Genomic DNA, 24,218 nt, shown 5'->3' with positions numbered 1-24,218 from the left:
ACGCCGGGCGCGGCCACAGCCGGCCGCCGTAGGGTGGGCGCGGACGGCCGCGGCGAGGCGCGGCCAGGCAGGAGGACCCCGACGTGAAACTGCTCGTCACCGGCGGCGCCGGCTACATCGGCAGCGTGGTGACCCGGATGCTGGTCGACGCCGGCCACGAGGTCGTCGTCCTCGACGACCTGCGCACCGGGCACCGCGAGGCGCTCGCCCCGGACGCCACCTGGGTCGACGCGCCCATCCACGAGGCGGCCCGGGTGCTCACCCCCGAGGCGGGCTTCGACGGGGTGCTGCACTTCGCCGCCCTCATCGCCGCCGGCGAGTCCATGGTCCGCCCGGAGCTGTACTGGCAGAACAACACGGTCGGCTCGCTCGCCCTGATCGACGCCGTCCGGGCCGCGCGGGTGCCCCGGATGGTCTTCTCCTCCACCGCCGCCGTCTACGGCAACCCGACCGAGCTGCCCATCCCGGAGACCGCCGTCAAGGCCCCCACCAACACGTACGGGGCCACCAAGCTGGCCGTGGACATGGCGCTCACCTCCGAGGCGATCGGGCACGACCTGGCCGCCGTGTCCCTGCGCTACTTCAACGTCGCCGGGGCGTACCTGCGCGGCGACGTCGCCATCGGCGAGCGGCACGACCCGGAGACCCACCTCATCCCGATCGCCCTCGACGTCGCCGCCGGCCGACGGGAGAAGCTCCAGCTCTTCGGCGACGACTACCCCACCGTCGACGGCACCTGCGTGCGCGACTACATCCACGTCGAGGACCTGGCCCGCGCCCACCTGCTGGCGCTCACCGCCGCCGTGCCCGGCCGGCACCGCGTCTACAACCTGGGCAACGGCGCCGGGTTCACCAACCGGCAGGTCGTCGACGTGGTCCGCGAGGTCACCGGCCGGCCGCTGCCGGTCGAGGTGGCCCCGCGCCGCGAGGGCGACCCGGCCGAGCTGGTCGCCTCCTCCGCCCTGGCCCGCGAGGAGCTGGGCTGGACGCCCGAGAAGCCGACCCTGCACGACATGGTCGGCGACGCCTGGGCCTTCTACCGCACGCACATCCTGGAGCGCCCGTGACCGACCCCGCGCACCCCTCGCCCCCGGCGGCCGACGCCGCCGCCCCCGCGCCGGCCGGGGAGGTCGCTCCCGCGCCGGTCGGGGACGTCGCCGACCGGGCCGCCGCCGGCTTCCGCCAGCGCTACGGCGCACCCGCCGCCGGCCGCTGGGCGGCACCCGGACGGGTCAACCTGATCGGCGAGCACACCGACTACAACGACGGCTTCGTACTGCCGTTCGCGCTGCCGCTGCGTACCGTGGTCGCCGCCGCTCCCGACGACGGCGACCGCTGGACGGTCTGGTCGGAGCTCACCGGCGAGCAGGTCGGGTTCGGCGTCGACGAGGTGGCCGCCCCCGGCCGGGTCGCCGGCTGGGCCGCGTACGTCGCCGGGGTGGTGTGGGCGCTGCGCGAGGCCGGCCACCGGGTGCCCGGGGCGCGGCTGGCCGTCGCCTCCGACGTGCCGCTCGGCTCCGGGCTGTCGTCGTCGGCCGCGCTGGAGGCCGCCGTGCTGGCCGCCCTCGTCGACCTCGGCGGGCTGGACCTGCCGGCCGAGGGGCGGCCCCGGCTCGCCCAACGGGCCGAGAACGCCTACGTCGGCGCGCCCACCGGGATCATGGACCAGTCCGCGGCGATCCGCTGCCGCGCCGGCCACGCCCTCTTCCTCGACTGCCGCACCGAGGCCGTCGAGCACATCCCGTTCGACCTGGCCGCCGCCGGGCTGGCCGTGCTGGTGATCGACAGCCGGGCCCCGCACCGGCACGCCGACGGCGAGTACGCCTCCCGCCGCGCCGCCTGCGAGAAGGCCGCCGGGCTGCTCGGGGTGCCCGCCCTGCGCGACGTGGCCGCCGCCGACCTCGACGACGCCCTCGCCCGGCTCGACGACGACGAGACCCGCCGCCGCGTCCGGCACGTCGTCACCGAGGACCAGCGGGTGCTCGACGCCGTGGCGCTGCTGCGCGCCGGCCGGGTACGCGACATCGGGCCCCTGCTGACCGCCTCCCACGCGTCGATGCGCGACGACTTCGAGATCACCGTGCCGGAGGTCGACACGGCGGTCGAGGCGGCCCTCGCGGCCGGGGCGTACGGGGCACGGATGACCGGCGGCGGCTTCGGCGGCTGCGTCCTCGCCCTGGTCGACGCCGACCGCGCCGACGCGGTGGCCGACTCCGTCACGACCCGGTACGCCGAGCGCGGCTTCCGCGCCCCCGGCTTCCACCTGGCCACCCCGGCCCCCGGCGCCCACCGCTTGTAAGGAAGGGCCCCTTGTTAACGCATTCTGCATAGCAAGGGGCCCCTGTTAACAACGCCGGGTGGGCGTCGGCCGGGCACCGGCGGGGGCCGGGAAGAGGCTCAGGCGGCCTCGACGATCATGCCCGCGCCGACGGTGCGGTTGGTGGCCTCGTCGATGATCACGAAGCCGCCCGTCGTGCGGTTGCGGCGGTACTCGTCCGCCAGCAGCGGGATCGTGGTGCGCAGCCGCACCCGGCCGATCTCGTTGAGCTTGAGTTCGGTGGCGGTTTCGTCGCGGTGCAGGGAGTTGATGTCGAGGCGGTAGTGCAGGCCCCGCACGATCGCCCGCGCGGAGCGGGTGGTGTGCTTGATGGCGTAGCGGCCGCCGACGGTCAGCGGGCGGGTCTCGTCCATCCAGCAGACCATCGCCTCGATGTCCTGCGCCACCGCCGGGGCGTTGTGCGGCCGGCAGATCATGTCCCCACGGGAGATGTCGATCTCGTCTTCCAGCCGCACGGTGACCGACATCGGGGGGAACGCCTCCTCCACCGGCCCGTCGGCGGTCTCGACCGCGGCGATGCGGGAGGTGAACCCCGACGGCAGCACCATCACCTCGTCACCGGCCTTCAACACCCCCGAGGCGACCTGACCGGCGTACCCCCGGTAGTCGGTCACCGTGGTCGACTGCGGCCGGATCACGTACTGCACCGGGAACCGCACGTCCTGCAGGTTGCGGTCCGAGGCGATGTGCACCCGCTCCAGGTGGTGCAGCAACGACGGCCCCTCATACCACGGCATGTCCTCCGACCGGGACACGATGTTGTCCCCCCGCAGCGCCGACACCGGCACCACCGTCAGGTCCGGCACGTCCAGCTTCGCCGCGAACGCCGTGAACTCGTCCGCGATCGCCTCGAACACCTCCCGGTCGAAGTCGACCAGGTCCATCTTGTTCACACACAACACCAGATGCGGCACCCGCAACAACGAACACAGGAACGCATGCCGCCGCGACTGCTCCACGAGGCCCTTGCGCGCGTCCACCAGGATCAACGCCAGGTCCGCCGTCGACGCCCCCGTCACCATGTTCCGCGTGTACTGAATATGACCCGGCGTGTCCGCGATGATGAACTTCCGCCGCGGCGTCGCGAAGTACCGGTACGCCACATCGATCGTGATGCCCTGCTCCCGCTCCGCCCGCAACCCGTCGGTCAACAACGCCAGGTTCGTGTACTCGTCCCCCCGCGCCGCCGACACCGCCTCCACCGCCGCCAACTGATCGGTGAACAACGACTTCGTGTCATACAACAACCGGCCGATCAACGTCGACTTACCGTCGTCCACACTCCCGGCCGTCGCGAACCGCAACAGGTCCATCGGCCGCGCCTCCACCTCGACCGGCGCCATGTCGATGCTCATCAGAAGTAGCCCTCCCGCTTACGGTCCTCCATCGCGGCCTCACTGACCCGGTCGTCGCCCCGCGTCGCACCCCGCTCGGTGACCCGCGTCGCGGCCACCTCCTCGATCACCGCCGCCACCGTGTCGGCATCCGACCGCACCGCCGCCGTGCACGACGCATCCCCCACCGTCCGGTACCGCACCACCTCCACGAACCGCTCCTCACCCGCCCGAGGGGTGAAGAACTCGTTCACCGCATACAACATCCCGTCCCGCTCCACCACCTCACGCTCATGCGCGAAATAGATCGACGGCAACGGAATCCGCTCCCGCGCGATGTAGTGCCACACATCCAACTCGGTCCAGTTCGACAACGGGAACACCCGGATCGACTCACCCGGATGATGCCGACCGTTGTACAACGACCACAACTCCGGCCGCTGGTTCTTCGGATCCCACTGCCCGAACTCGTCCCGGAACGAGAACACCCGCTCCTTCGCCCGCGCCTTCTCCTCATCCCGCCGCGCCCCACCAAACAACGCGTCGAACCGGTGCTTCTCCACCGCGTCCAACAACACCGGCGTCTGGATCCGGTTCCGCATCCCGTCCCCGGACTCCCGCACCAACCCCCGCGCCAACGCCTCCGGCACCGACGCCACGATCAACTGCAACCCCAACTCCGCCACCCGACGATCCCGATACTCCAGGACCTCGGGAAAGTTGTGCCCCGTATCCACATGCATCACCGGAAACGGCACACTCGCCGGCGCAAACGCCTTCTGCGCCAACCGCAACATCACGATCGAATCCTTACCACCCGAGAAGAGCAGCACCGGCCGCTCCATCTCCGCAACCACCTCACGCATCACGAAGATGCTCTCCGCCTCCAGGGCGTCGAGGTGGGAGACCTGGTACGCGGCGGGGGCGGTCATGACCCGGCCTCGATCCGCTCGGCTGCGCTCATGGATTCCAGACCTTTCCGGTCGGACACGTGAAGAAGACTGCTCAGGCTACCCGGAATGCCTCTGCAGCGCTGCAAGCAACCGGCTGGCGAGATCCTTGCGGCAGACCAGCAGATCCGGCAGGCGCGGGTCGGCCTCGTTGTATTTCAGCGCAGAACCGTCGATCCGGGAAGCATGCAGGCCGGTGGCCGTCGCCACAGCCACCGGAGCGGCCGAGTCCCACTCGTACTGGCCGCCCGCGTGGACGTACGCGTCGACCTCACCCGTCACCACAGCGGCGATCTTCGCCCCCGCCGAGCCCATCGGCACCAGATGAGCGCCCACATCCTCCGCCAGATCGGTCAGGAAAACCGGCGGACGGCTACGACTGGCCGCCAACCGGATGGTCCTTCCGCCGCCCGAGGTCGCCGCCTCCAGGGTCATCGGCGGGTACGCCGGTGGCAGGTCCGTGCCCAGCACCCGGTGCTGCGCCGGCAACCCCACCGCGCCCGCCACCAGGCGGTGCGGCGTCGACGCGGTGCGCGCCCACAGCGCCACGTGCACCGCCCAGTCCGAACGGCCCTCCTCGGAGAACTCCCGGGTCCCGTCCAACGGGTCGACGATCCACACCCGGTCGGCGGTCAGCCGGGACACCGCCCCGGCGCTCACCTCGGCCGCCCACGCCAGCCGCGACCCCTCGTCCTCCTCCGAACAGACCGCGTCCCCCGGCCGCCACTTCGCCAGCTCGGTGCGGATCAGGTCGTGCGAGACCTTGTCCCCCGCCGACCGCAACGCCCCCGGGTCGGCGAACCCCAGCTCGGCCCGGACGGCCAGCAACGCCTGCCCGGCCTGGGTCGCCAGCCACCGGGCGAACGCGCCGTCGATCATCGGAGGACTGCCCACCACTCGCTCCCGTCGCCTCGCCGCGACCCGCCCCACGGGCCGCAGCCACCTGCCGGCCACGCCCACCTGCCGGCCGTGGTCCGCCGGAAAGGCGCAGACTACCGGCCGCACGACCGCCCGCCGTGCCGCCCCGCCCGGCTCAGGCCCCGTGATACAGGTTCTGGGTCGGCTCCACACCCCGGGTGACCACCGACTCGACCACGTCCGCCGCCCGGTCCACCAGGAACTCCAGCTCCTTGCGCTCCGCGGCGGAGAAGTCCGACAGCACGTAGTCGGCCGGATCCTGCCGCCCCGGCGGCCGACCGATGCCGAACCGCACCCGCACGTAGTCCTTCGTCCCCAGCGACTTCGACATCGAACGCAGCCCGTTGTGCCCGCCCTCGCCGCCGCCGCACTTGACCCGCACCTGCCCGTAGCCGATGTCCAGCTCGTCGTGGATTGCGATCACCCGGCCCGGCGGCACCTTGTGGAACTGCGCCAACCCGGCCACCGGCCCCCCGGAGAGGTTCATGTACGTCAGCGGCTTCATCAGCACCAGCTTCGGCCCGCCCAGCCCCAGCCGCCCCTCGGCCACCTCGGCCACCGCCCGCCGGTGCCGGCCGAACTTCCCGCTCACCCGGGCGGCCAGCAGCTCGGCCACCATGAAGCCCACGTTGTGCCGGTTGCCCGCGTACTCCCGGCCCGGGTTCCCCAGGCCGACCACCAGCCACGGCCCCGCCTCGTCCGTCACGCCACACCCCTCCCGCTCCGCCGCCGCACCCGGCGGCCAGCTCAGACCCGGTCCCGATACGACGACAGGCGCCCCCGGGGTCGGGGGCGCCTGTCGCACGGAAAAACAGACCGGTCAGGCCTCGGTCTTCGCCTCGGCCGGGGCCTCCTCGCCCTCGGCGGCCGGCGCCTCGGCACCCTCGGCGGTCTCCTCGCCGGCCTCGGCCTCCTCGGCGGGGGCCTCGACCTCGGGCAGCGTGGCCTCCAGCTGCTCGGCGGTCGGGGCGGCGGTCACGGCGGCGACCGGCAGCTCCGGGTCGGCGGCCAGCTCGACGCCCGACGGCAGCTCCACGTCGGCGGCGGTGACCTGCGTGCCGGCCTCCAGGCCCTCGATCGACGCCTCCAGGTGGTCCGGCACCTTGGTGGCGTCGGCGGTCACCGAGAGGGTGTCGTGGTCGTGCACGATCAGGGTGTCCTTCGCGGCCTCGCCGGTCAGCTGGACCGGGACCTCGACGGTGACCTTCTCGCCACGGCGGACCAGCAGCAGGTCGACGTGCTCGAAGCTGTCCTTGATCGGGTCACGCTGGATCGCCTTCGGCAGCGCCAGCACCTGCGTGCCGTCGCTGACCTCGATCGCGAACAACTGGTTGGCGCCGCCCTTACGGATCGCGGCGGCGAACTCACGCGCGGGCAGCGCGATGTGCTTCGGCTTCTCGCCGTGGCCGTACAGCACGGCGGGCACCATGCCGGCCCGGCGGGTACGACGGGCACCACCCTTGCCGAACTCGGTACGGGGCTCGGCGCTGATCTTTACCTCGGACACGGGGAAACTCCTGATGCTTTTCGCTGCGGCGGCTTGTCGTCTTGCGGTGCTGGGGCGAGGGGGCTCGCTGGGGCTCATGCGTCATGAACGACTGCCCGGAGCACCGCGTCGATCACGGTGCCTCCGTGCGGTGCTTTTCAGCGGCCCGCCGGGCACCCTCGCCGTGGCAACCGCAACAGTCTACCCGAGCTGAATACGCGCCCGACGGCAGTCCCCGCCCCACCCGCTGTCAGGAGTGAAAACGCCCAACACCGGACCGCGCCGGCCACCGGGACGGCGGCCGGCGCGGGGTGCCCACCTCAGCTCAGGCCACCGAAGAGGGTCGTCACCGAGCCGTCGTCGAAGACCTCCCGGATCGCCCGGGCCAGCAGCGGCGCGATCGACAGCACCGTGATCTTGTCGAGCTGCTTCTCCGGCGGCAACGGCAGCGTGTTCGTCACCACGACCTCGGTGATCGGGCTGTTCTTCAGCCGCTCGACCGCCGGGTCCGACAGCAGCGCGTGGGTCGACGCCACCACGATCTCCGCCGCGCCCGACTCCCGCAGGATGTCGGCGGCCTTGGCGATCGTCCCACCGGTGTCGATCATGTCGTCGACGATCAGGCACACCCGGCCCTCGACCTCACCGACCACCCGGTTCGCGACCACCTGGTTCGGCTTCAACGGATCCCGCGTCTTGTGGATGAACGCCAGCGGGCAACCGCCCAGCCGGTCGGTCCACCGCTCCGCCACCCGCACCCGGCCCGAGTCCGGCGCCACCACCGTCATCGGCCGCCCGGCGAACTTGCGCTCCACGTACTCGGCCAGCACGTCCATCGCGAACAGGTGGTCCACCGGGCCGTCGAAGAATCCCTGGATCTGCGCGGTGTGCAGGTCCACCGTCAGGATGCGGTTCGCCCCCGCCGTCTTCAGCAGATCCGCCACCAGCCGCGCCGAGATCGGCTCCCGGCCACGGTGCTTCTTGTCCTGCCGCGAGTAGGGGTAGAACGGCAGGACCACGGTGATCCGCTTGGCCGACCCACGCTTCAGCGCATCCACCATGATCAGGGTCTCCATGACCCAGGTGTTGACCCCGTGCGTCACGGACTGCACCACGAAGGCGTCCGAACCGCGTACCGAGTCCTTGAAGCGCACGAAGATCTCACCGTTGGCGAACTCGTACGCGTCGGCGGGCGTCGGCGCGACGCCGAGGACCTCACCGATCTCCCTGGCCAAGTCCGGGAAACCACGTCCGGAGAAGAGCATCAGGCTCTTGCGGTTTTCGGCGACGATGCTGCCCATGGGCCCGTCTGCTCCCGTTGGTCGGTGTGCCCGGCTGCGGTGTGGGGCCGGGGACTAGTGGGTTTGCAGTATCTCCCCCGCCTGGCGGCCCCCGAACCGCCTCGGCGCCCTCGTGGATTGCCTCACCTTCCCTTGCGCCCCACTATGCCCCAGGAGCATCCTCCGCCGCAGCCCGCAAAGCGCGCTCCGCCGCCTCCGCCGACGCCGTGCCGGCCCGCCTCCGGGCCACCCACCCCTCGATGCTGCGCTGCGGCGCGCGGGTCACCCCGAGCGCCCCCGGCGGCACGTTCTGGCTGATCGCGCTGCCCGCCGCGACGTACGCGCCCGGCCCCACCTCCACCGGGGCGATCAGGCTGGTGTCGCAGCCGATGAAGGCCGCCTCCCCGACCGTCGTGCGGTGCTTGTTCACCCCGTCGTAGTTCACGAAGATCGTCGCCGCGCCGATGTTGGCCCGCGCCCCGATCGTCGCGTCACCCACGTACGACAGGTGCGGCACCTTCGCGCCCGCCCCGACCTCGGAGTTCTTCACCTCGACGAACGTGCCGACCTTGGCCTTCTCGGCCAGCCGCGCCGCCGGCCGCAGGTACGCGTACGGCCCGACGCTGGCCCCCGCGCCGACCTCGGCGTCGACGGCGTGGCTGCGCAGCACCGTCGCCCCCGGCCCGACCACCGTGTCGATCAGCGTCACGTCCGGGCCCACCACCGCCTCCGCGCCCACCACCGTCCGGCCGCGCAGCTGCGTGTTCTGGTCGATCACCGCGTCCCGGTCCACCGCCACCGTCACGTCGATCCACGTCGTCGCCGGGTCCAGGATGCTCACCCCGGTGCGCATCCACGCCTCGTTGATCCGGTCGCGCAGCAGCCGGCGCAGCGCCGCCAACTCGACCCGGTCGTTGCAGCCCAGCGTCTCCACGTGGTCGGTCGCCACGTGCACCCCGACCGGCTCACCGGCGGAGACCAGCAGGGCGAAGACGTCCGTCAGGTACTCCTCGCCCTGGTCGTTGTCGGTGGAGAGCTTGCCCAGCGCGTCGCGCAGCCGCACCGCGTCGAACGCGTAGCTGCCGGCGTTGATCTCCCGCAGCGCCCGCTGCTCGGCGGTGGCGTCGCGCTCCTCGACGATCTGCCGCAGCTGGCCCGCCTCGTCCCGGACGATCCGCCCGAGCCCGGTCGGGTCGGGCACCTCGGCGGCGAGCACGGTCGCCGCCGCACCGGCCGACTCGTGCGCGTCCACCAGCGCGGCGACCGTCTCGGGGCGCAGCAGCGGCACGTCCCCGTTGATCACGACCACGGTCCCGTCGGCGTCGGCGACGGCGTCGAGGGCGATCCGGACCGCGTGGCCGGTGCCGCGCTGCTCGGCCTGGAGCACCGGGACGGCCTCCGGGGCGACCTCGGCCAGGTGCGCCCGGACCCGGTCCGCGCCGTGGCCGACCACGACGACGGTCCGGTCCGCCCGCAGGGGGCCGGTGGCGGTGAGCACGTGGCCGAGCAGGGTCCGGCCGAGCAGGGGATGCAGCACCTTGGGCAGCGCCGACTTCATCCGCTTGCCCTCCCCGGCGGCGAGCACGACGACGGTGCGGAGGTGGGGCTGGGGCACGACGTGGCTCCCGTCGGGACGGCGACAGTCTCGCGGCCATGCTAACCACGCGAGGACGGCGATACAGCGGAAGCTCCCGGGAGAGGATTCGAACCCCTATAATCAGGACCAAAACCTGACGTCCTGCCATTAGACGACCCGGGACGGTCTAAAACGGACAAACCAATCGGTTGGCCGGACTAGTACACCTTAGCGCTCCACAGCTTCCACGCCAGCGCCCATTCCCGTCATGATCCCTTCGATCTTCCAGTAGAGCCGCCGCGATCTGGGCACCTCGACCGTCAGGCAGCCGCGATAGCCGTCGCCGGTGTTGCGCCGGACCGTCGCGGGCCGGTGCCGCTTGAGCGAGACGGGCCGGAAGTCGTCGGCGGGCACCCCCACCCGCTCCGCCCACCACCGGACCGCCTCCGAAGCGTCCGCGGACTCGTGGATGCTCACCCGGAACGACAGTGCCCCGCGGGGCACACCCATCGCCTCGACGAAGCGGAGGAAGACCTCGACCAGCGTCGGGTCGCTGTTGACGAACTTCACGCGGCAGTCGTGCGGACGCCACGGCTTGGCCTTGGCACCCTCCGCCCAGTAGAGCGCCGCACCGACCAGGATCAACTCCCGGCGCCGCAGCCGCCCCACCCACGCCGACGTGGCCCCGACGGTCTCCGCGCGGGCCGCGTCCCGTGCCTGCCGGTGGGCGTCCCACTGGGCGTCGGTCATCGCCCGGGAATGCGCCCGGCGCCGCTCGCGGGCCGCCACGGCGTCCGGCTCCCATGGCACGCCCTGGACCCAGCGGTACGCGGTCGACTTCGCCACCCCGAGCCGGGCCGCGATGTCGGGCACGGTGCAGCCCTGGGCGCGCAGTTGCGTCGCCTCGGCCCGGAGGGCGTCCTTGGCGTTGGGCCGGCGGGTCCGCTCCGGGGCGGGCACCCCGCGCAGCAACTCCTGGACGCGGTTGCGGCCGAGGCCGGTGCGGGCCCGGATCTCGCGCACGCTGAGCTGTTCGACGGTGCGCAGTCGGCGGACCTCTGCCGCCCGGGAGCCGCCCAAGAGCTGGAAGTCGTCCACGAACAGCAGGTTAGTACGGACGTACGACAGCGAACGCATCCACGCCGGAAACTGTCCGGTGCTTTTCCCTAGGCCCTAAGTTACGGTGACGTAGGCGTAACTTCGTGATCTCTGCCGTCCCGCTGCGAGGTGCCATGTCGACCGCTCTGACCGAGTCCCGCCCCACCGGTCCGAAGCCGCTGACCCAGGGCCCGCAGTCGCGGGGCATCCTGGTCGCCCTGTGGGCGTTCGTGGTCGTACCGTTCCTGGCCCTGCTCGCCGCGCTGCCGGTCGCCTGGGGCGGCTGGCTGGGCTGGACCGACGTGGCGGTCGCCGGGTTCTGGTACGTCGTCTCGGGGCTGGGCATCACGGTCGGCTACCACCGCTACTTCACCCACGGCTCCTTCCGGGCGCGGCCGTGGCTGCGGGTGGCGCTGGCGGTGTCGGGCTCCCTCGCGGTGCAGGGCGAGATCATCCAGTGGGTCGCCGACCACCGCCGGCACCACGCCTTCTCCGACCTCGACGGCGACCCGCACTCGCCCTGGCGGTTCGGCCAGAGCGTCCGGGGGCTGACGAAGGGGCTGTTCCACGCGCACGTGGGCTGGCTGTTCGGCCGGGAGCTGTCCAACCGGGAGCGGTTCGCCCCGGACCTGCTCGCCGACCGGGCGACCCGCCGGGTGGACCGGCTCTTCCCGGTGCTGGTGGTGGTGACGGTGCTCGGCCCGGCGCTGATGGGCGGCCTGCTCACCTGGTCGTGGCGGGGCGCGCTGACGGCGCTGTTCTGGGGCGGGCTGGTGCGGATCTCGCTGTTGCACCACGTGACCTGGTCGATCAACTCGGTCTGCCACGTCTACGGGGAGCGGCCGTTCGCGATGCGGCAGGGCGACCGGGCGGCCAACTTCTGGCCCCTGGCGATCCTGTCGTTCGGCGAGAGCTGGCACAACCTGCACCATGCCGAGCCGACGAGCGCCCGGCACGGTGTGCTGCGCGGGCAGGTCGACATCTCGGCCCGGGTGATCTGGCTGTTGGAGCGGACCGGCGCGGCATGGGCGGTGCGCTGGCCGAAACCGGAGCGCATCGCGGCCAAGCTGGCCGCCCCGGAGCGCATCGCGGCCAAGCTGACCAGCCCGCAGCCGCCCCGGCGGGGCCGGCCGGGGTGAACGGGTCGGTCGGGCCGGCCGTAGCCTGGCAGGATGGCCGGATGACCGACGACGGCGGCGTGACCAACGACGGCGGCAGCATTCCACGACAGGGCGTCACGGCGCGCCGGCGAGGTGACGGCATGGCAGAGGGTCCGGGCGGCGGGGCGGGCGGGCGGCGGCGCGCGGTGCCGGCGGCGGCGGGCAAGCCGCCGTCGCGGGTGCGGATGTCGGCGGCCCAGCGGCGCGAGCAGTTGATCTCGATCGGTCGGCAGTTGTTCGCCGAGCGGGGCTTCGACGCCACCTCGATAGAGGAGGTGGCGGCCCGGGCGAAGGTCTCCAAGCCGGTGGTCTACGAGCACTTCGGCGGCAAGGAGGGGCTCTACGCGGTGGTGGTGGACCGGGAGGTCCGGGCCCTGCTGGACCGGATCACCACGGCGCTGACCGCCGGCCACCCGCGCGAGCTGCTGGAGCAGGCGGCGCTGACCCTGCTGGGTTACATCGAGGAGGAGACCAGCGGTTTCCGGGTGCTGGTGCGGGAGTCGCCGCTGATGTCGGCGACGGGCAACTTCAGCAGCGTGATGAACGACGTCGCGCACCAGGTCGAGCACATCCTCGGGGCCGAGTTCAAGACCCGGGGGTACGACCCGAAGCTGGCCGAGCTCTACTCGCAGGCGCTGGTGGGGATGGTGGCGTTGACGGGGCGCTGGTGGCTGGAGGTGCGCAGGCCGCGCAAGGAGACGGTGGCCGCGCACCTGGTGAACCTGGCCTGGAACGGGTTGTCGCACCTGGAGGCGAAGCCGACGCTGATCACGTCCCGGGGCCGGTGACGGCGGGGCCGGCGGCCGCTCGGTCGTCGGGTCAGCGGTGGCCGGGGACGGGGTCGCGGCGACGCCGGTCCTCGGCCTCGGCGTGGTCGGCCGGGCCGACCTTGTCGTAGAGGCCGGTGGCGAGCAGCACCAGCCCGAACAGCAGCGACACGATGACGGTGGACATCGAGAAGTTGAGGAAGTTCGCCGAGGTCTGTAGGACGGCCATCATCAGGGTTCCGGTGACGAGGAAGACCGCGCCGGCGGTGAGGTTCATGTAGTGGCCGAGGTTGCTGCGCCGGGACGCCCCGATCAGCAGCACGATGCCGAAGGCCACCGAGACGAGCGAGAACGCCAGGTTGGTGCGGAGCCCGAGGGCCCAGTGGCTGCCCCGGTCGAAGAGACCTTCGCCCCAGGTCGCGGCCGTGCCCCACACGCCGAAGAGCAGGATGTAGAGCCCGACGAGCCCGGCGAGGACCCGGTAGAGCGGCCGGGCCGGGTGGTTGACCGGAAAGTGCGCCATGACCCCTCCGTCCGTTTGACACCAGTCGGAAGGATTGTCACCCCGCCGGGCGTCGGACGCGGGCCGAACCGCCGCAGCGGGGGCCGGCGTGTGCCGACCCCCGCTGCGGTGTGCGGGCCTACAGGACGAGCCGGGCCTTCTGCCAGGCCTCGTTCTCCTCGTCCGTGCCGACCTTGCCGTACATGCCGGCCATCAGCAGGACCATGGAGAGGGTGAGCACCACGATGTCGGTGGTGATGGTGAAGTTGAAGATGTTGGCGTCGGTCTGGAGGAAGGCCAGCTCGGCGAGGCCGAGGACCATGAGGGCGTACGCCAGCCACTGGTTGATCGCGACGTCGAGGTTGCGGCCGATCACGGTGCCGGTGAGGATCGCGACGCCGAGCACGAGGCTCAGCAGCGAGAAGCCGAGGTTGGTGCCCTGGCCGAGCACCTTGGTGTCGTCCTGGGCGAGGATGTCGTTGCCGGCGCTGGCGACGAGGCCGAGCACGCCGAAGGCCAGGAAGTACAGACCAACGAGCCCGCCGATCGCCCGGTAGATCGGCCGCGCGGGGTGGTTGACGGGGGTGTGGGCCATGTCTGAGTCTCCAAGACCGTGCGGGTGAGGGGTCGCCTGCGATTGTCCCGCACGACGGGCTGTGACGCCGCACACCCCCCGCCCGGTTGCCCTGGTCAGCCGCCGGGCACCTGCTCGGCGAGGGCCAGCCAGCTCTCCTCGACCTGTTCCCGTTCGGCCCGGACGTCCTTGAGCTGGGCGTCCAGCTCGGCGACCTTGGCGTAGTCGGTGGCGTTGGCGGCGAGCTGGTCGAGGAGGGTGCCCTCCCGCTGGTCCAGCTTGGCGATCTGGCGTTCGAGCCGGGTGAGTTCCTTCTTGGCCTGCCGCGCCTCGGCGGCGGACATGCCGCCCGCGCCGGTGGCGGGGGTGCCGGCGGCGGGGGCCCCGGCGGGGGTGGCCGGGGCGGCGGGCTGCCGGTCGGCGGCGCGGGCCAGGTACTCGTCGACGCCGCCGGGCAGGTGCACGAGGCGGCCGTCGCCGAACATCCCGTACGCGACGTCGGTGACCCGTTCGATGAGGTACCGGTCGTGGCTGGCCACGATGATCGTGCCGGGCCAGGAGTCGAGGAGGTCCTCCAGCGCGGCGAGGGTGTCGGTGTCCAGGTCGTTGGTGGGCTCGTCGAACAGCAGCACGTTGGGCTCGGCGGCGAGCAGCCGGAGCATCTGGAGGCGGCGGCGTTCCCCGCCGGAGAGGTCGCCGACGGGCGTCCAGAGCCGGCGGTCGTCGAAGCCGAACACCTCGGCGAGCTGGGCGGCGGAGACCTCCCGGTCGCCGAGCTGCACCCGGCGGGCGACCTCCTCGACGGCTTCGAGGACGCGCAGGTGGCCGGGGAGTTCGGCCAGCTCCTGGGAGAGGAAGGCCGGCTTGACCGTGGAGCCGGTGTGGAAGCGGCCGGCCTCGGGGCGGGTGATGCCGGCGAGCAGCCGCAGCAGCGTGGTCTTGCCGGCGCCGTTGCGCCCGAGGATGGCGATCCGGTCGCCGGGGCCGACCTGCCAGGTGGTGTCGTGCAGGATCTCCTTGGGGCCGGCGTGCAGCCGCACGTGCTCCAGGTCGTACACCTGCTTGCCGAGCCGGGCGGTGGCGAGCCGTTGCAGCGACATGGTGTCGCGCGGCGGCGGCACGTCGTCGATGAGCGCGTTGGCGGCGTCGATGCGGAACTTCGGCTTGGAGGTGCGGGCCGGCGGGCCGCGCCGCAGCCAGGCGATCTCCTTGCGGAGGAGGTTCTGCCGGCGGGCCTCGGTGGCGGCGGCGACGCGTTCCCGCTCGGCGCGGGCGAGGGTCCAGGCGGCGAAGCCGCCCTCGTAGGCCCGGACGGTCTGGTCGGCGACCTCCCAGGTGGTGGTGCAGACGGCGTCGAGGAACCACCGGTCGTGGGTGACCACGACGAGCGCGCCGCGCCGGCCGACGAGGTGCTTCGCGAGCCAGTCGACGCCGCCGACGTCGAGGTGGTTGGTGGGCTCGTCGAGGATGAGCAGGTCGGACTCGCGGACCAGCAGCGCGGCCAGGGCGACGCGGCGGCGCTCGCCGCCGGACATGGGGCCGACGGGCTGGTCGAGGCCGAGGTGGGGCATGCCGAGGCCGTCGAGGATGGCGCGGACGCCGGCGTCGCCGGCCCACTCGTGCTCGGCGCCCATGCTCTGGTCGAGCCAGCCGGTGCCGAGGACCACGTCCCGGACGGTCGCCTCGGGGGCGAGCGCGAGGGCCTGCGGCAGCCACAGGACGCGCAGGTCGCGGCGGTGGGTGACGCGGCCCTCGTCGGGGTCCTCCTGCTTGGTGAGCATCCGCAGCAGGGTGGACTTGCCGGCGCCGTTGAGGCCGACGACGCCGATCCGGTCGGCGTCGTCGAGGCCGAGCGAGACGTCGGTGAGCAGCGGCCCGGCGGCGCCGTACCCCTTGGACACCCGGTCCAGGTTGACGATGTTGGCCACTGCCCCACCTTTCATGATCAAGGCGTCCCGGTGCCGGCGGGCACCTGGGGACGCCTGGCTCCCAGGGTACGCGGACGCGCCCGGCCCGCCCCGGGGGCGGGTCGGGCGCGGGTGGGTCAGCCGATCCGGGCGCCGGCCACCGGGCCGTGGGCGGTGCGCGCCTCGCGGCACACCCCGGCAGCCTCCAGCTCGGCGGCGATCCGCTCGGCGTCGGCGGCGTCGGCGGCGAGGAAGACGCAGGTGGGCCCGGAGCCGGAGACGATGCCGGCGAGCGCCCCGGCGGCCTCGCCGGCCTTGAGGGTGGCGGCCAGCGACGGGCGCATGGCCAGCGCGGCGGCCTGGAGGTCGTTGCCGAGGGTGGCGGCGAGCACCCGGGGGTCGCGTTGGCGCAGCGCGGCGAGGAGCCCGTCGGTGCTGCCCAGCGGCGGACCGGCGGCGCCGGCGGCGCGGAGCCGGTCGAGTTCGGCGTACGCGGCGGGGGTGGAGAGGCCGCCGTCGGCGATGGCGACCACCCAGTGCCAGGAGGTGGGGCGGGCCAGCACGGGGCTGACGGCCTCGCCCCGGCCGGTGCCCAGCGCGGTGCCGCCGTGGATCAGGAACGGCACGTCGGAGCCGAGGTCGGCGGCGATCCCGGCCAGCTCGTCGCGGGACAGGCCGGTGCCCCAGAGCGCGTCGCAGGCGACGAGGGCCGCCGCCGCGTCGGCGCTGCCGCCGGCCAGGCCGCCGGCGAGCGGGATCTGCTTGCGCAGGTGCAGCCGGGCGTGCGGCAGGACGCCCGCGTAGCCGGCGAGGGCGTGGGCGGCCCGGATCACCAGGTTGGTGTCGTCGAGGGCCAGCTCGCCGGTGCCCTCCCCCTCCATGGTCAGGGTGAGGGTGTCGCCGCGGCGGGCGGTCAGCTCGTCGTGGATGGAGATCGCGTGGTAGACGGTGTTCAGCTCGTGGTAGCCGTCGCGGCGCAGCGGGCCCACCCCGAGGTGCAGGTTGACCTTGGCGGGGACCCGCACCCGGACGGGGCCGGCGGCCCCGCGTCGCTGCTGGTCGTCATCGTCGTCCGGTCGCCAGGCCTCGGTCACGGGACGATGCCCCGCAGGCGCAGGCGGATGTCGAACGGCTCGGTCACGATCAGCTCCTCGGCGGGGTCGGCGGCCGGCGCGGACGGGCCGTCAACCAGGTCGTACGCGTTGCGGGGTCCGGGCACCGCGCCAGCCTACTGCGCGGCCGGCGTGCCGGTCGGGGCCGACGCGGCGACGGCGGCGAACTGCTCGACGGTGAGTGACTCCCCGCGTGCGCCCGGGTCCACCCCGGCGGCGACGAGGACGGCGGCGGCCCGGTCGGGGCCGCCGGCCCAGCCGGCGAGGGCGGCCCGCAGGGTCTTGCGGCGCTGGGCGAACGCGGCGTCGACGACGGCGAAGACCCGCGCCCGGGGCACCTCCGGGCGGGGCGGCTCGCGGCGGGTGAAGGCGACCAGTCCGGAGTCGACGTTGGGCACCGGCCAGAACACGTTGGGCGGGACCCGGCCGGCGGCGCGGGCGTGGGCGTGCCAGGCGAGCTTGACCGACGGGATGCCGTACACCTTGGAGCCGGGGCCGGCGACGAGCCGGTCGGCGACCTCCTTCTGCACCATCACCAGGCCGTGCCGCAGGCTGGGCAGCGCGGCGAGCAGGTGCAGCACCACGGGCACGGCCACGTTGTACGGCAGGTTCGCCACCAGGGCGGTCGGCGCGGGGTCGGCCAGTTCTGCGGCGGTGACGCGCAGCGCGTCGGCGCGGTGCACGGTGAGCCGGTCGGCGTACGGGCCGGCGTGCCGGGCGGCGGTCTGCGGCAGCGCGGCGGCGAGCGTCGGGTCGATCTCGACGGCGTGGGTGTGCGCGGCGGCCGGGAGCAGGGCGAGGGTGAGCGAGCCGAGGCCGGGGCCGACCTCCAGGGCGACGTCGTCGGCGGTCAGCGCGGCGGCGGCGACGATGCGGCGCACGGTGTTGGGGTCGTGCACGAAGTTCTGGCCGAGCTTCTTGGTGGGGCTGACGCCGAGGCGGGCGGCGAGGTCCCGGATCTCCGCCGGGCCGAGCAGGCCGGGGGTCACCACGGGCCGAAGGCGCGTTCGCCGTTGGCCGACAGGGCGGCGCAGAGCGCGTCGAGGTCCGCGCCGGTGGTCGCGGCCAGCGCGCGGACGGTGAGCGGGATCAGGTACGACGCGTTGGGCCGCCCTCGGTGCGGGGTGGGCGTGAGGTAGGGGGCGTCGGTCTCCACGAGGAGCTGGTCGAGGGGGGTGAGCGCGGCGGCCTCGCGCAGCGCGGCGGCGCTGGCGAAGGTGACGGTGCCGGCGAAGCTGAGCAGGTAGCCCCGGCGGACGCACTCGCGGGCGAAGTCGGCGTCGCCGGAGAAGCAGTGCAGCACGACGGTGTCCGGGGCGCCCTCGTCGTCGAGGATCCGCAGCACGTCGGCGTGGGCGTCGCGGTCGTGGACGACGAGGGCCTTGCCGTGCCGCTTGGCGATGTCGATGTGGGCGCGGAAGCTCGCCTCCTGCGCGGCGCGGCCCTCGTCGCCGGTGCGGAAGAAGTCCATTCCGGTCTCGCCGATGCCGCGCACCCGGTCGCGGGCGGCGAGGGCCTCGATGGCGCGCAGCGCCTCGTCGAGGTCGGCGAGGCGGGGCGCCTCGTTGGGGTGCAGCGCGACGGTGGCGAGCACCGCCGGGTAGCGGTCGGCGGCGTCGGCGCTCCACGCCGAGGACGCGACGTCGACGCCGACCTGGACGAGCCGGTCCACGCCGGCCTCGGCGGCGACCGCGACGGCCGCCGCGACGGGGTCGTCGGCGGTGGCGTTGCCGCCCGCCCCGCCGGCCGGCGCGCCGGCCTCGGTGACGGTGATGTCCAGGTGGGTGTGGCTGTCCGGCACGGGGCCGGGCAGCGGCTCGGGCGCGGGCGGGAACTCGCCGGCCCGGCGGGCGGCCCGCTGCCGGCGGGGTTCGGTCGACTCGGTCATCGCCGCCAGCATCACACACCGGCGGTCGGCCCGGTCCGCCGCCCGGCCCCTCCGGGGTGTGCCGGCGCTGCGGCGGGCAGCGCGCCGACCAGGTGCCGGTCATCGGCCCGTCACCGGCCGTTCACCCGCCCGGAACGCGGCGGGCCTAGCGTCGCCGGAGTGAGCGTCGCCCCTCAGGCCCGTGGAGCCGCCGAAGCGCGGGCGGGGCTGCGCGTCACGTGCGGCGGCGTCACCTACCTGGCGGAGGCGATCGCCCGGGGCGCGGCGTACGAGCTGTTCAGCGCCGAGGAGGCACCCGGCTTCGAGTGGTCTCCCCGGCCGGGGGCGCCACTGCCGTGGCGGCGGTTCGCCCACGTCAGCGAGGTCGACGCGGTGCACGGCGCGGCCGACCCGACCGAGGAGCCGGACGCGCCGCTGCTGGTGCCGTTGCACCGCGAGCGGGGCTGGCCGCAGGTGCAGCGGCTCAGCCAGCAGCCGGCCTCGGCCGGCGACCCGACGCTGGCGGCGGTGCGGGCGTCGGCGGTGGTCCGGCGGGGCACCCGCATGGTCAAGGTGCTCTCCGCGCGGCAGCTCGCCGGTTACGCCCGGGGCTGGCTGCCGCACGGCTTCTGCCACCGCGAGCACGACGTGGCGCACCTGCGTACCCCGGCGGCCCTGGCGGTGCTGCGCACCGACTCGCCGGGCGGCCGCGACGACCTGGAGGTGGCGTACGCGCTGCGCTGGCGGGCGGCGGACCCGGCCGACTACGTGCGGCCCGTCGGCGCGGAGCACCGGGGGTTGACGGCGCTGCCGCCCCGGGACCGGCTCGGCCCGTCGGTGCTGGGCACCGGGTTCGTGCCGAGCGAGGCGCAGCTGGTCCCGGAGTTCGTCACCCGGGACTTCGCCGACCTGCCGATGCCGGCCAACGCCACCCTGCTGGCCTACCCGCCGTCGGGCGAGGAGGTCGTGCTCTACAGCTACCAGGCCGAGCAGCGGGGCTGGCTGCGGATGGTCGGCCCGCAGTGGCGGCACCTGCTGGCCGGGGTGCCGGACCTCTCCCCCGACCAGGAGTGGCTGCCGACCGGGGAGGCGGCCCGGTCGACGCAGCTCGTCGGCGGGTACGCCGGCGCCGTGTACGAGGCCGTCGCCGACCTGCCCGGCGGGTTCCGGGTGCTGGCGATGACCCGGGCCGCCCGGTACCCGGTAAAGGCGGTGGCCCGCCGGTTGCGGCACGCCGCCTGGCGGGGCGTGCCCTGCCTGGTCCTGCGGGAGGAGGCGAGCTGGCTGCGGCTGCGGCTGACCCGGCCCGATCCGGACGCGGTGGCCGCGACCGGGGCGCAGTGCCAGGAACGGGGCGTCTACGAGGTGTGGGCCCCGGTGGCCGAGGTGACCGACGACCGGATGGTCGACGTGTCCTATCCGCTCTGACCGGGCGGTCCCGGCGGGGCGGTCGGCGCGGCCCCGGCGGGGCGGGTCGGCACGGTCCCGGCGGGGGCGGCATATCGGGGGGCGGGTCGGGAATGCGCGGGGCGTCCGACGACCCGACCCCGCACCGGGAGACGAGATGCCCTTCATGACCGTCGGCGCGGAGAACACCGCGCCCATCGACCTGTACTACGAGGACCACGGCGCCGGCCAGCCCGTCGTGCTGATCCACGGCTTCCCGTTCAACGGGGCGACGTGGGAGAAGCAGACCAACGCGCTGCTCGCCGCCGGCTACCGGACCATCACGTACGACCGGCGGGGCTTCGGCAACTCCAGCCAGCCGGCCGCCGGCTACGACTACGACACGTTCGCGGCCGACCTGGACGTGCTGATGACCGAGCTGGACCTGCGCAACGCGATCCTGGTCGGGCACTCGATGGGCACCGGCGAGGTCACCCGCTACCTGGGCACGTACGGGTCGAACCGGGTGGACCGGGCGGTGCTGCTCGCCCCGATCGCGCCGTTCCTGCTGAAGACCCCGGACAACCCGCAGGGGGTGGACCGCAGCCTCTTCGACGGCTTCCAGCAGGCGATCCTCGCCGACCGGTTCGCCTACCTCACCAGCTTCTGCGACAGCTTCTTCAACTACTCCGACAACAAGGGCAGGCTGGTCAGCGAGGAGGCGTACCGGGCGCACTGGGACATCGGCGCGCGGGCGTCGGCGATCGGCACGTACCAGAGCGTGGACGCCTGGCTGACCGACTTCCGGCCCGACCTGCCCCGGATCGACGTGCCGGTGCTGATCGTGCAGGGCGACCAGGACCAGGTCCTGCCGTACGCGGTGACCGGCCAGCGGTTGCAGCCGATGCTGCCCGACAGCCGGCTGGTGACGCTGAAGGGCGCGCCGCACGGCATCCCGTGGACCAACGCCGACGAGGTGAACCGGGCGATCCTGGAGTTCGTGGTGGCCCCGGCGATGGCGCGGCGCTGACCTCCGGTTGGCCGGCTGGCCCGACCGGTCAGCCGGCGAGCCGGGCCAGCTCCTCCTCGACGATCGACGGGTCGAGCTTGCGGAACACCGGCTTCGGCGCGGCGAGCGGCCGGCCCGCCTCCAGCGGCACCGACTCCCAGCGCGCCCCGACCGTGTAGTCGCCGGTCAGCACCGGGTACGCGGGCCCGCCGTCGAGGTCGTCGACCTCCTCCAGCACCGGCATCGGGGCGTGCACGCCGGTGCCGCCGAGCAGCTCGTGGATCTGCTGGGCGGAGTGCGGCAGGAACGGCGTGAGCAGGGTGTTGGCGTCGCTGACCACCTGGAGCGCGACGTGCAGGATGGTGCCCATCCGGGGCTTGTCCGCCTCGGCCTTGAGCTTCCAGGGCGCCTGCTCCGACAGGTACTTGTTGGCCTCGGCGACGACCCGCATCGCCTCGCCGATGGCCTGCTTCTGCCGGTGCCGGCCGATCAGGTCGCCGACGGTGTCGAAGCCGGCGCGGGCGGTGGCCAGCAGCGCCTCGTCGGCCTCGGTGAGCCCGGCCGGGTCGACCGGCGGGATCGCGCCGAAGTTCTTCGCCGCCATCGACACCGACCGGTTGACCAGGTTGCCCCAGCCGGCGACCAGCTCGTCGTTGTTGCGGCGGAGGAACTCGGCCCAGGTGAAGTCGGTGTCGTTGCTCTCCGGCCCGGCGACCGCGATGAAGTAGCGCAGCGCGTCCGCGTCGTAGCGTTCGAGGAAGTCGCGCACGTAGATGACGACCTTGCGGGACGAGGAGAACTTGCGGCCCTCCATCGTGAGGTATTCGCTGGAGACGACCTCGGTGGGCAGGTTGAGCCGGCCCAGCGCGCCGGGTTCGCCGTCGTGGTCGCCCGCGCCGGAGTATCCGCCGAGCAGCGCCGGCCAGATCACCGAGTGGAAGACGATGTTGTCCTTGCCCATGAAGTAGTAGCTGCGGGCGTCCTTGCCCTCGGCGTCGACGGACCACCACCTGCGCCACGCCTCGGGGTCGCCGGTGCGGCGGGCCCACTCGATCGACGCCGACAGGTAGCCGATGACCGCGTCGAACCAGACGTAGATCCGCTTGTCCGGACGGTCGCGCCAGTCGTCGAGGGGGATCGGCACGCCCCACTCCAGGTCCCGGGTGATGGCCCGGGGCTGGAGGTCGTCGAGGAGGTTCCGCGAGAACCGCAGCACGTTTGGCCGCCAGCCCTCCCGGCCGTCCAGCCACTCCCGCAGCGCGTCGGCGAGCGCGGGCAGGTCGAGGAAGAAGTGCTCGGTCTCGACGAACTCCGGCGTCTCACCGTTGATCTTGGACTTGGGGTTGATCAGGTCGACCGGGTCGAGCTGGTTGCCGCAGTTGTCGCACTGGTCGCCACGGGCGCTGTCGTAACCGCAGATGGGGCAGGTGCCCTCGATGTAGCGGTCGGGCAGGGTCCGGCCGGTCGACGGCGAGATCGCCCCGGTGGTCACCCTGGGCACGATGTAGCCGTTGCGGTGCAGGCCGGCGAACAGCTCCTGCACCACCGCGTAGTGGTTGCGGGTGGTGGTGCGGGTGAACAGGTCGTACGACAGCCCCAGCGCCCGCAGGTCCTCGGCGATCACCCGGTTGTAGCGGTCGGCCAGCTCGCGGGGGGTGACCCCCTCGGCGTCGGCCTGCACCTGGATCGGGGTGCCGTGCTCGTCGGTGCCCGAGACCATGAGCACGTCGTGGCCGGCCATCCGCATGTACCGGGCGAAGACGTCGGAGGGAACGCCGAAACCGGAGACGTGGCCGATGTGGCGCGGGCCGTTGGCGTACGGCCAGGCTACCGCCGCGAGAACGTGACTCATGACCAGCAAGCCTAGTGACCGGCGCGGGGCCACCGCGAACCAATAGGCCGGCTCGCCGCGACCGCACCGGGCCGGTCGCCCGATTTGTCGCCGACACGCGGCCTGACCTGCCCTGTTGCTCTCGCCTGCCGGTGTCCAATGAAACCGTGACTGGCAGACGCGCCGCCCAGGGACACGAGGAGCCGCCCGGCGCAGCGGCGCCCGCCCCGCCCGCGCAGGCAGGCCCGCCCACCCAGGCGGGCCCACCCGGGCAAGCCGGCCAGCCCGGCCCGCCCACGCAGTCCGGCCCGCCGGCGTTGCCCGGGCAGGCGGCCGGCCCCGACCAGCCGGTCGAGGTGGAGCCGACCACCGGAGCCCCGGTCGACGCGGTGCCGCGCCGGGTGCCGGTCCGCCAGCCCGGCGGCCGGCTCCGCCCGACGCCCGCCCCCGACGAGGACGCGTCGGGCGACGACGACGGGCTGTTCTGGGCCCCGATCGAACAGGTGCACTGGGACGGCACCCCCCTGCGCGAGGAACACGGCCGCCGACGTTGGTGGTGGCGACGAGCCACCGACGCGGACCCCCGGGGAGAGGCCCGCCGACGGCGCGCCGACCGGCCCGCCCACCCGCCGGACCCGTGGCAGGGCCTCTCCGCCCTGCTGGCGCTCAGCCTGCTCGCCGCCTTCTTCGCCTGGGTGAGCGCCGGCCCGTTCTGGCTCGCCCTCGGGCACGCCACCACCGGCACCGTCGTGATCGGCGAGTGCACGGGCGCGGGGCTGACCCAGCGCTGCCGGGGGGTCTTCACCGCCGAGGGCGAGCGGTTCATCGCCTTCGGGGTACGCGTCAGCGGGGTGCCCGCCGAGCGCGCCGCCGCCGGCTCCACCCTGACCGCCCGGATGACCGGCCCGTCGGGCGACACCGCGTACGCCGACACCGGTGCCGGCCGGCACCTGCGCTGGCTGCTCGGGCTGCTGCTGGTGCTGGCCTGCGGGGCGGGGATCGCCCGGTACACCGGCGCGGCCCGGCTGGCCGACCGGCGGGCCCGCCGCTGGGCGGTGGCGATGGCGGTGGCCGGTCCGCTGGTGATCAGCGTCGGCTTCCTCGCCGCCGCCTGGTAGACGCG

At 73.6% G+C, this 24,218-nt stretch carries 22 protein-coding genes, 1 tRNA gene and 1 pseudogene; 7 read left to right on the top strand and 17 right to left on the bottom strand.

The genetic code is table 11. From position 1 onward, the window contains the following. Nucleotides 1-83: 83 nt before the first annotated feature. Both galE and galK read left to right on the top strand, forming a co-directional pair. A complete protein-coding gene (galE, locus tag O7628_RS17270) occupies nucleotides 84-1,067 on the top strand; it encodes a UDP-glucose 4-epimerase GalE (protein WP_278131903.1) in 984 nt (327 codons plus the stop codon). Then, complete coding sequence (gene galK / locus O7628_RS17265; RefSeq protein WP_278131901.1) at nucleotides 1,064-2,299, top strand: galactokinase; 1,236 nt, start codon at nucleotides 1,064-1,066, stop codon at nucleotides 2,297-2,299. Before galE ends, galK begins: the two co-directional genes overlap by 4 nt. 98 nt (nucleotides 2,300-2,397) lie before the next feature. Here the strand turns inward: galK and cysN are convergent, their stop codons facing one another. The 9 genes and pseudogenes from cysN to O7628_RS17220 all read right to left on the bottom strand — a co-directional run bounded on the left by cysN (nucleotide 2,398) and on the right by O7628_RS17220 (nucleotide 11,019). Next, a complete protein-coding gene (gene cysN / locus O7628_RS17260) occupies nucleotides 2,398-3,693 on the bottom strand; it encodes a sulfate adenylyltransferase subunit CysN (RefSeq protein WP_178063319.1) in 1,296 nt (431 codons plus the stop codon). Further along, nucleotides 3,693-4,604, bottom strand: a complete 912-nt coding sequence (gene cysD, locus O7628_RS17255; protein WP_278131898.1) for a sulfate adenylyltransferase subunit CysD — start codon at nucleotides 4,602-4,604, stop codon at nucleotides 3,693-3,695. The genes cysN and cysD overlap by 1 nt, the downstream gene beginning before the upstream one ends. A gap of 78 nt (nucleotides 4,605-4,682) precedes the next feature. After that, nucleotides 4,683-5,501 (bottom strand): inositol monophosphatase family protein, encoded by an 819-nt coding sequence (locus tag O7628_RS17250; RefSeq protein ID WP_074477118.1) that lies wholly within the window; start codon nucleotides 5,499-5,501, stop codon nucleotides 4,683-4,685. Between the two features lie 154 nt (nucleotides 5,502-5,655). Continuing rightward, complete coding sequence (gene pth / locus O7628_RS17245) at nucleotides 5,656-6,246, bottom strand: aminoacyl-tRNA hydrolase (RefSeq protein WP_278131896.1); 591 nt, start codon at nucleotides 6,244-6,246, stop codon at nucleotides 5,656-5,658. A gap of 114 nt (nucleotides 6,247-6,360) precedes the next feature. Further along, complete coding sequence (locus O7628_RS17240; protein WP_278131895.1) at nucleotides 6,361-7,047, bottom strand: 50S ribosomal protein L25/general stress protein Ctc; 687 nt, start codon at nucleotides 7,045-7,047, stop codon at nucleotides 6,361-6,363. 299 nt (nucleotides 7,048-7,346) lie between these two features. Next, nucleotides 7,347-8,327, bottom strand: a complete 981-nt coding sequence (locus O7628_RS17235) for a ribose-phosphate diphosphokinase (protein ID WP_278131893.1) — start codon at nucleotides 8,325-8,327, stop codon at nucleotides 7,347-7,349. A 64-nt stretch (nucleotides 8,328-8,391) separates the two neighbouring features. Continuing rightward, nucleotides 8,392-9,921 (bottom strand): annotated as a pseudogene (glmU, locus tag O7628_RS17230) (bifunctional UDP-N-acetylglucosamine diphosphorylase/glucosamine-1-phosphate N-acetyltransferase GlmU); the annotation flags it as partial. Nucleotides 9,922-9,994: 73 nt separating this feature from the next. After that, nucleotides 9,995-10,065, bottom strand: a tRNA-Gln gene (locus tag O7628_RS17225). A gap of 45 nt (nucleotides 10,066-10,110) precedes the next feature. Continuing rightward, nucleotides 10,111-11,019: a helix-turn-helix domain-containing protein gene (locus O7628_RS17220; protein WP_278131891.1), complete on the bottom strand. Its 909-nt coding sequence runs from the start codon at nucleotides 11,017-11,019 to the stop codon at nucleotides 10,111-10,113. 95 nt (nucleotides 11,020-11,114) lie between these two features. Between O7628_RS17220 and O7628_RS17215 the strand changes: the two genes are divergently transcribed. Together O7628_RS17215 and O7628_RS17210 are read left to right on the top strand one after the other, a co-directional pair. After that, nucleotides 11,115-12,119: an acyl-CoA desaturase gene (locus O7628_RS17215; RefSeq protein WP_278131890.1), complete on the top strand. Its 1,005-nt coding sequence runs from the start codon at nucleotides 11,115-11,117 to the stop codon at nucleotides 12,117-12,119. Nucleotides 12,120-12,241: 122 nt separating this feature from the next. After that, complete coding sequence (locus O7628_RS17210) at nucleotides 12,242-12,928, top strand: TetR/AcrR family transcriptional regulator (RefSeq protein WP_074477142.1); 687 nt, start codon at nucleotides 12,242-12,244, stop codon at nucleotides 12,926-12,928. Nucleotides 12,929-12,959: 31 nt separating this feature from the next. Here O7628_RS17210 and O7628_RS17205 read toward each other — a convergent pair whose 3' ends face one another. The 7 genes from O7628_RS17205 to O7628_RS17175 form a co-directional block, all read right to left on the bottom strand. After that, entirely contained in the window at nucleotides 12,960-13,430 is a 471-nt protein-coding gene (locus O7628_RS17205) for a DUF4383 domain-containing protein (protein ID WP_278131889.1), read from the bottom strand. 118 nt (nucleotides 13,431-13,548) lie between these two features. Beyond that, nucleotides 13,549-14,004: a DUF4383 domain-containing protein gene (locus O7628_RS17200; RefSeq protein ID WP_278131887.1), complete on the bottom strand. Its 456-nt coding sequence runs from the start codon at nucleotides 14,002-14,004 to the stop codon at nucleotides 13,549-13,551. Between the two features lie 95 nt (nucleotides 14,005-14,099). Further along, nucleotides 14,100-15,911 carry an ABC-F family ATP-binding cassette domain-containing protein gene (locus O7628_RS17195; RefSeq protein WP_278131886.1) on the bottom strand — a complete coding sequence of 604 codons (1,812 nt, stop codon included), beginning with the start codon at nucleotides 15,909-15,911 and terminating at the stop codon, nucleotides 14,100-14,102. A 116-nt stretch (nucleotides 15,912-16,027) separates the two neighbouring features. Beyond that, nucleotides 16,028-16,984 carry a 4-(cytidine 5'-diphospho)-2-C-methyl-D-erythritol kinase gene (locus O7628_RS17190; protein ID WP_278131884.1) on the bottom strand — a complete coding sequence of 319 codons (957 nt, stop codon included), beginning with the start codon at nucleotides 16,982-16,984 and terminating at the stop codon, nucleotides 16,028-16,030. After that, a complete protein-coding gene (locus O7628_RS17185) occupies nucleotides 16,981-17,109 on the bottom strand; it encodes a hypothetical protein (RefSeq protein ID WP_278131882.1) in 129 nt (42 codons plus the stop codon). The genes O7628_RS17190 and O7628_RS17185 overlap by 4 nt, the downstream gene beginning before the upstream one ends. 9 nt (nucleotides 17,110-17,118) lie before the next feature. Then, nucleotides 17,119-17,991, bottom strand: coding sequence for a 16S rRNA (adenine(1518)-N(6)/adenine(1519)-N(6))-dimethyltransferase RsmA (gene rsmA, locus O7628_RS17180; protein ID WP_278136329.1), 873 nt, complete (start codon nucleotides 17,989-17,991; stop codon nucleotides 17,119-17,121). Further along, nucleotides 17,988-18,902 (bottom strand): TatD family hydrolase, encoded by a 915-nt coding sequence (locus tag O7628_RS17175; protein ID WP_278131880.1) that lies wholly within the window; start codon nucleotides 18,900-18,902, stop codon nucleotides 17,988-17,990. Before O7628_RS17175 ends, rsmA begins: the two co-directional genes overlap by 4 nt. 147 nt (nucleotides 18,903-19,049) lie before the next feature. Between O7628_RS17175 and O7628_RS17170 the strand changes: the two genes are divergently transcribed. After that, nucleotides 19,050-20,297 carry a hypothetical protein gene (locus O7628_RS17170; protein ID WP_278131878.1) on the top strand — a complete coding sequence of 416 codons (1,248 nt, stop codon included), beginning with the start codon at nucleotides 19,050-19,052 and terminating at the stop codon, nucleotides 20,295-20,297. 136 nt (nucleotides 20,298-20,433) lie between these two features. After that, nucleotides 20,434-21,285: an alpha/beta hydrolase gene (locus O7628_RS17165; protein WP_278131876.1), complete on the top strand. Its 852-nt coding sequence runs from the start codon at nucleotides 20,434-20,436 to the stop codon at nucleotides 21,283-21,285. A gap of 28 nt (nucleotides 21,286-21,313) precedes the next feature. On the opposite strand, the gene metG is transcribed toward O7628_RS17165, so the two are convergent. After that, a complete protein-coding gene (metG, locus tag O7628_RS17160; RefSeq protein WP_278131873.1) occupies nucleotides 21,314-23,116 on the bottom strand; it encodes a methionine--tRNA ligase in 1,803 nt (600 codons plus the stop codon). Nucleotides 23,117-23,262: 146 nt separating this feature from the next. Between metG and O7628_RS17155 the strand changes: the two genes are divergently transcribed. After that, nucleotides 23,263-24,213: a hypothetical protein gene (locus O7628_RS17155; protein WP_278131871.1), complete on the top strand. Its 951-nt coding sequence runs from the start codon at nucleotides 23,263-23,265 to the stop codon at nucleotides 24,211-24,213. Nucleotides 24,214-24,218: the final 5 nt, after the last annotated feature.

It is taken from the genome of Micromonospora sp. WMMD956 (genome assembly GCF_029626125.1).
Taxonomy (GTDB): domain Bacteria; phylum Actinomycetota; class Actinomycetes; order Mycobacteriales; family Micromonosporaceae; genus Micromonospora; species Micromonospora carbonacea.
This window is presented reverse-complemented; position numbering and strand designations above follow the sequence as displayed.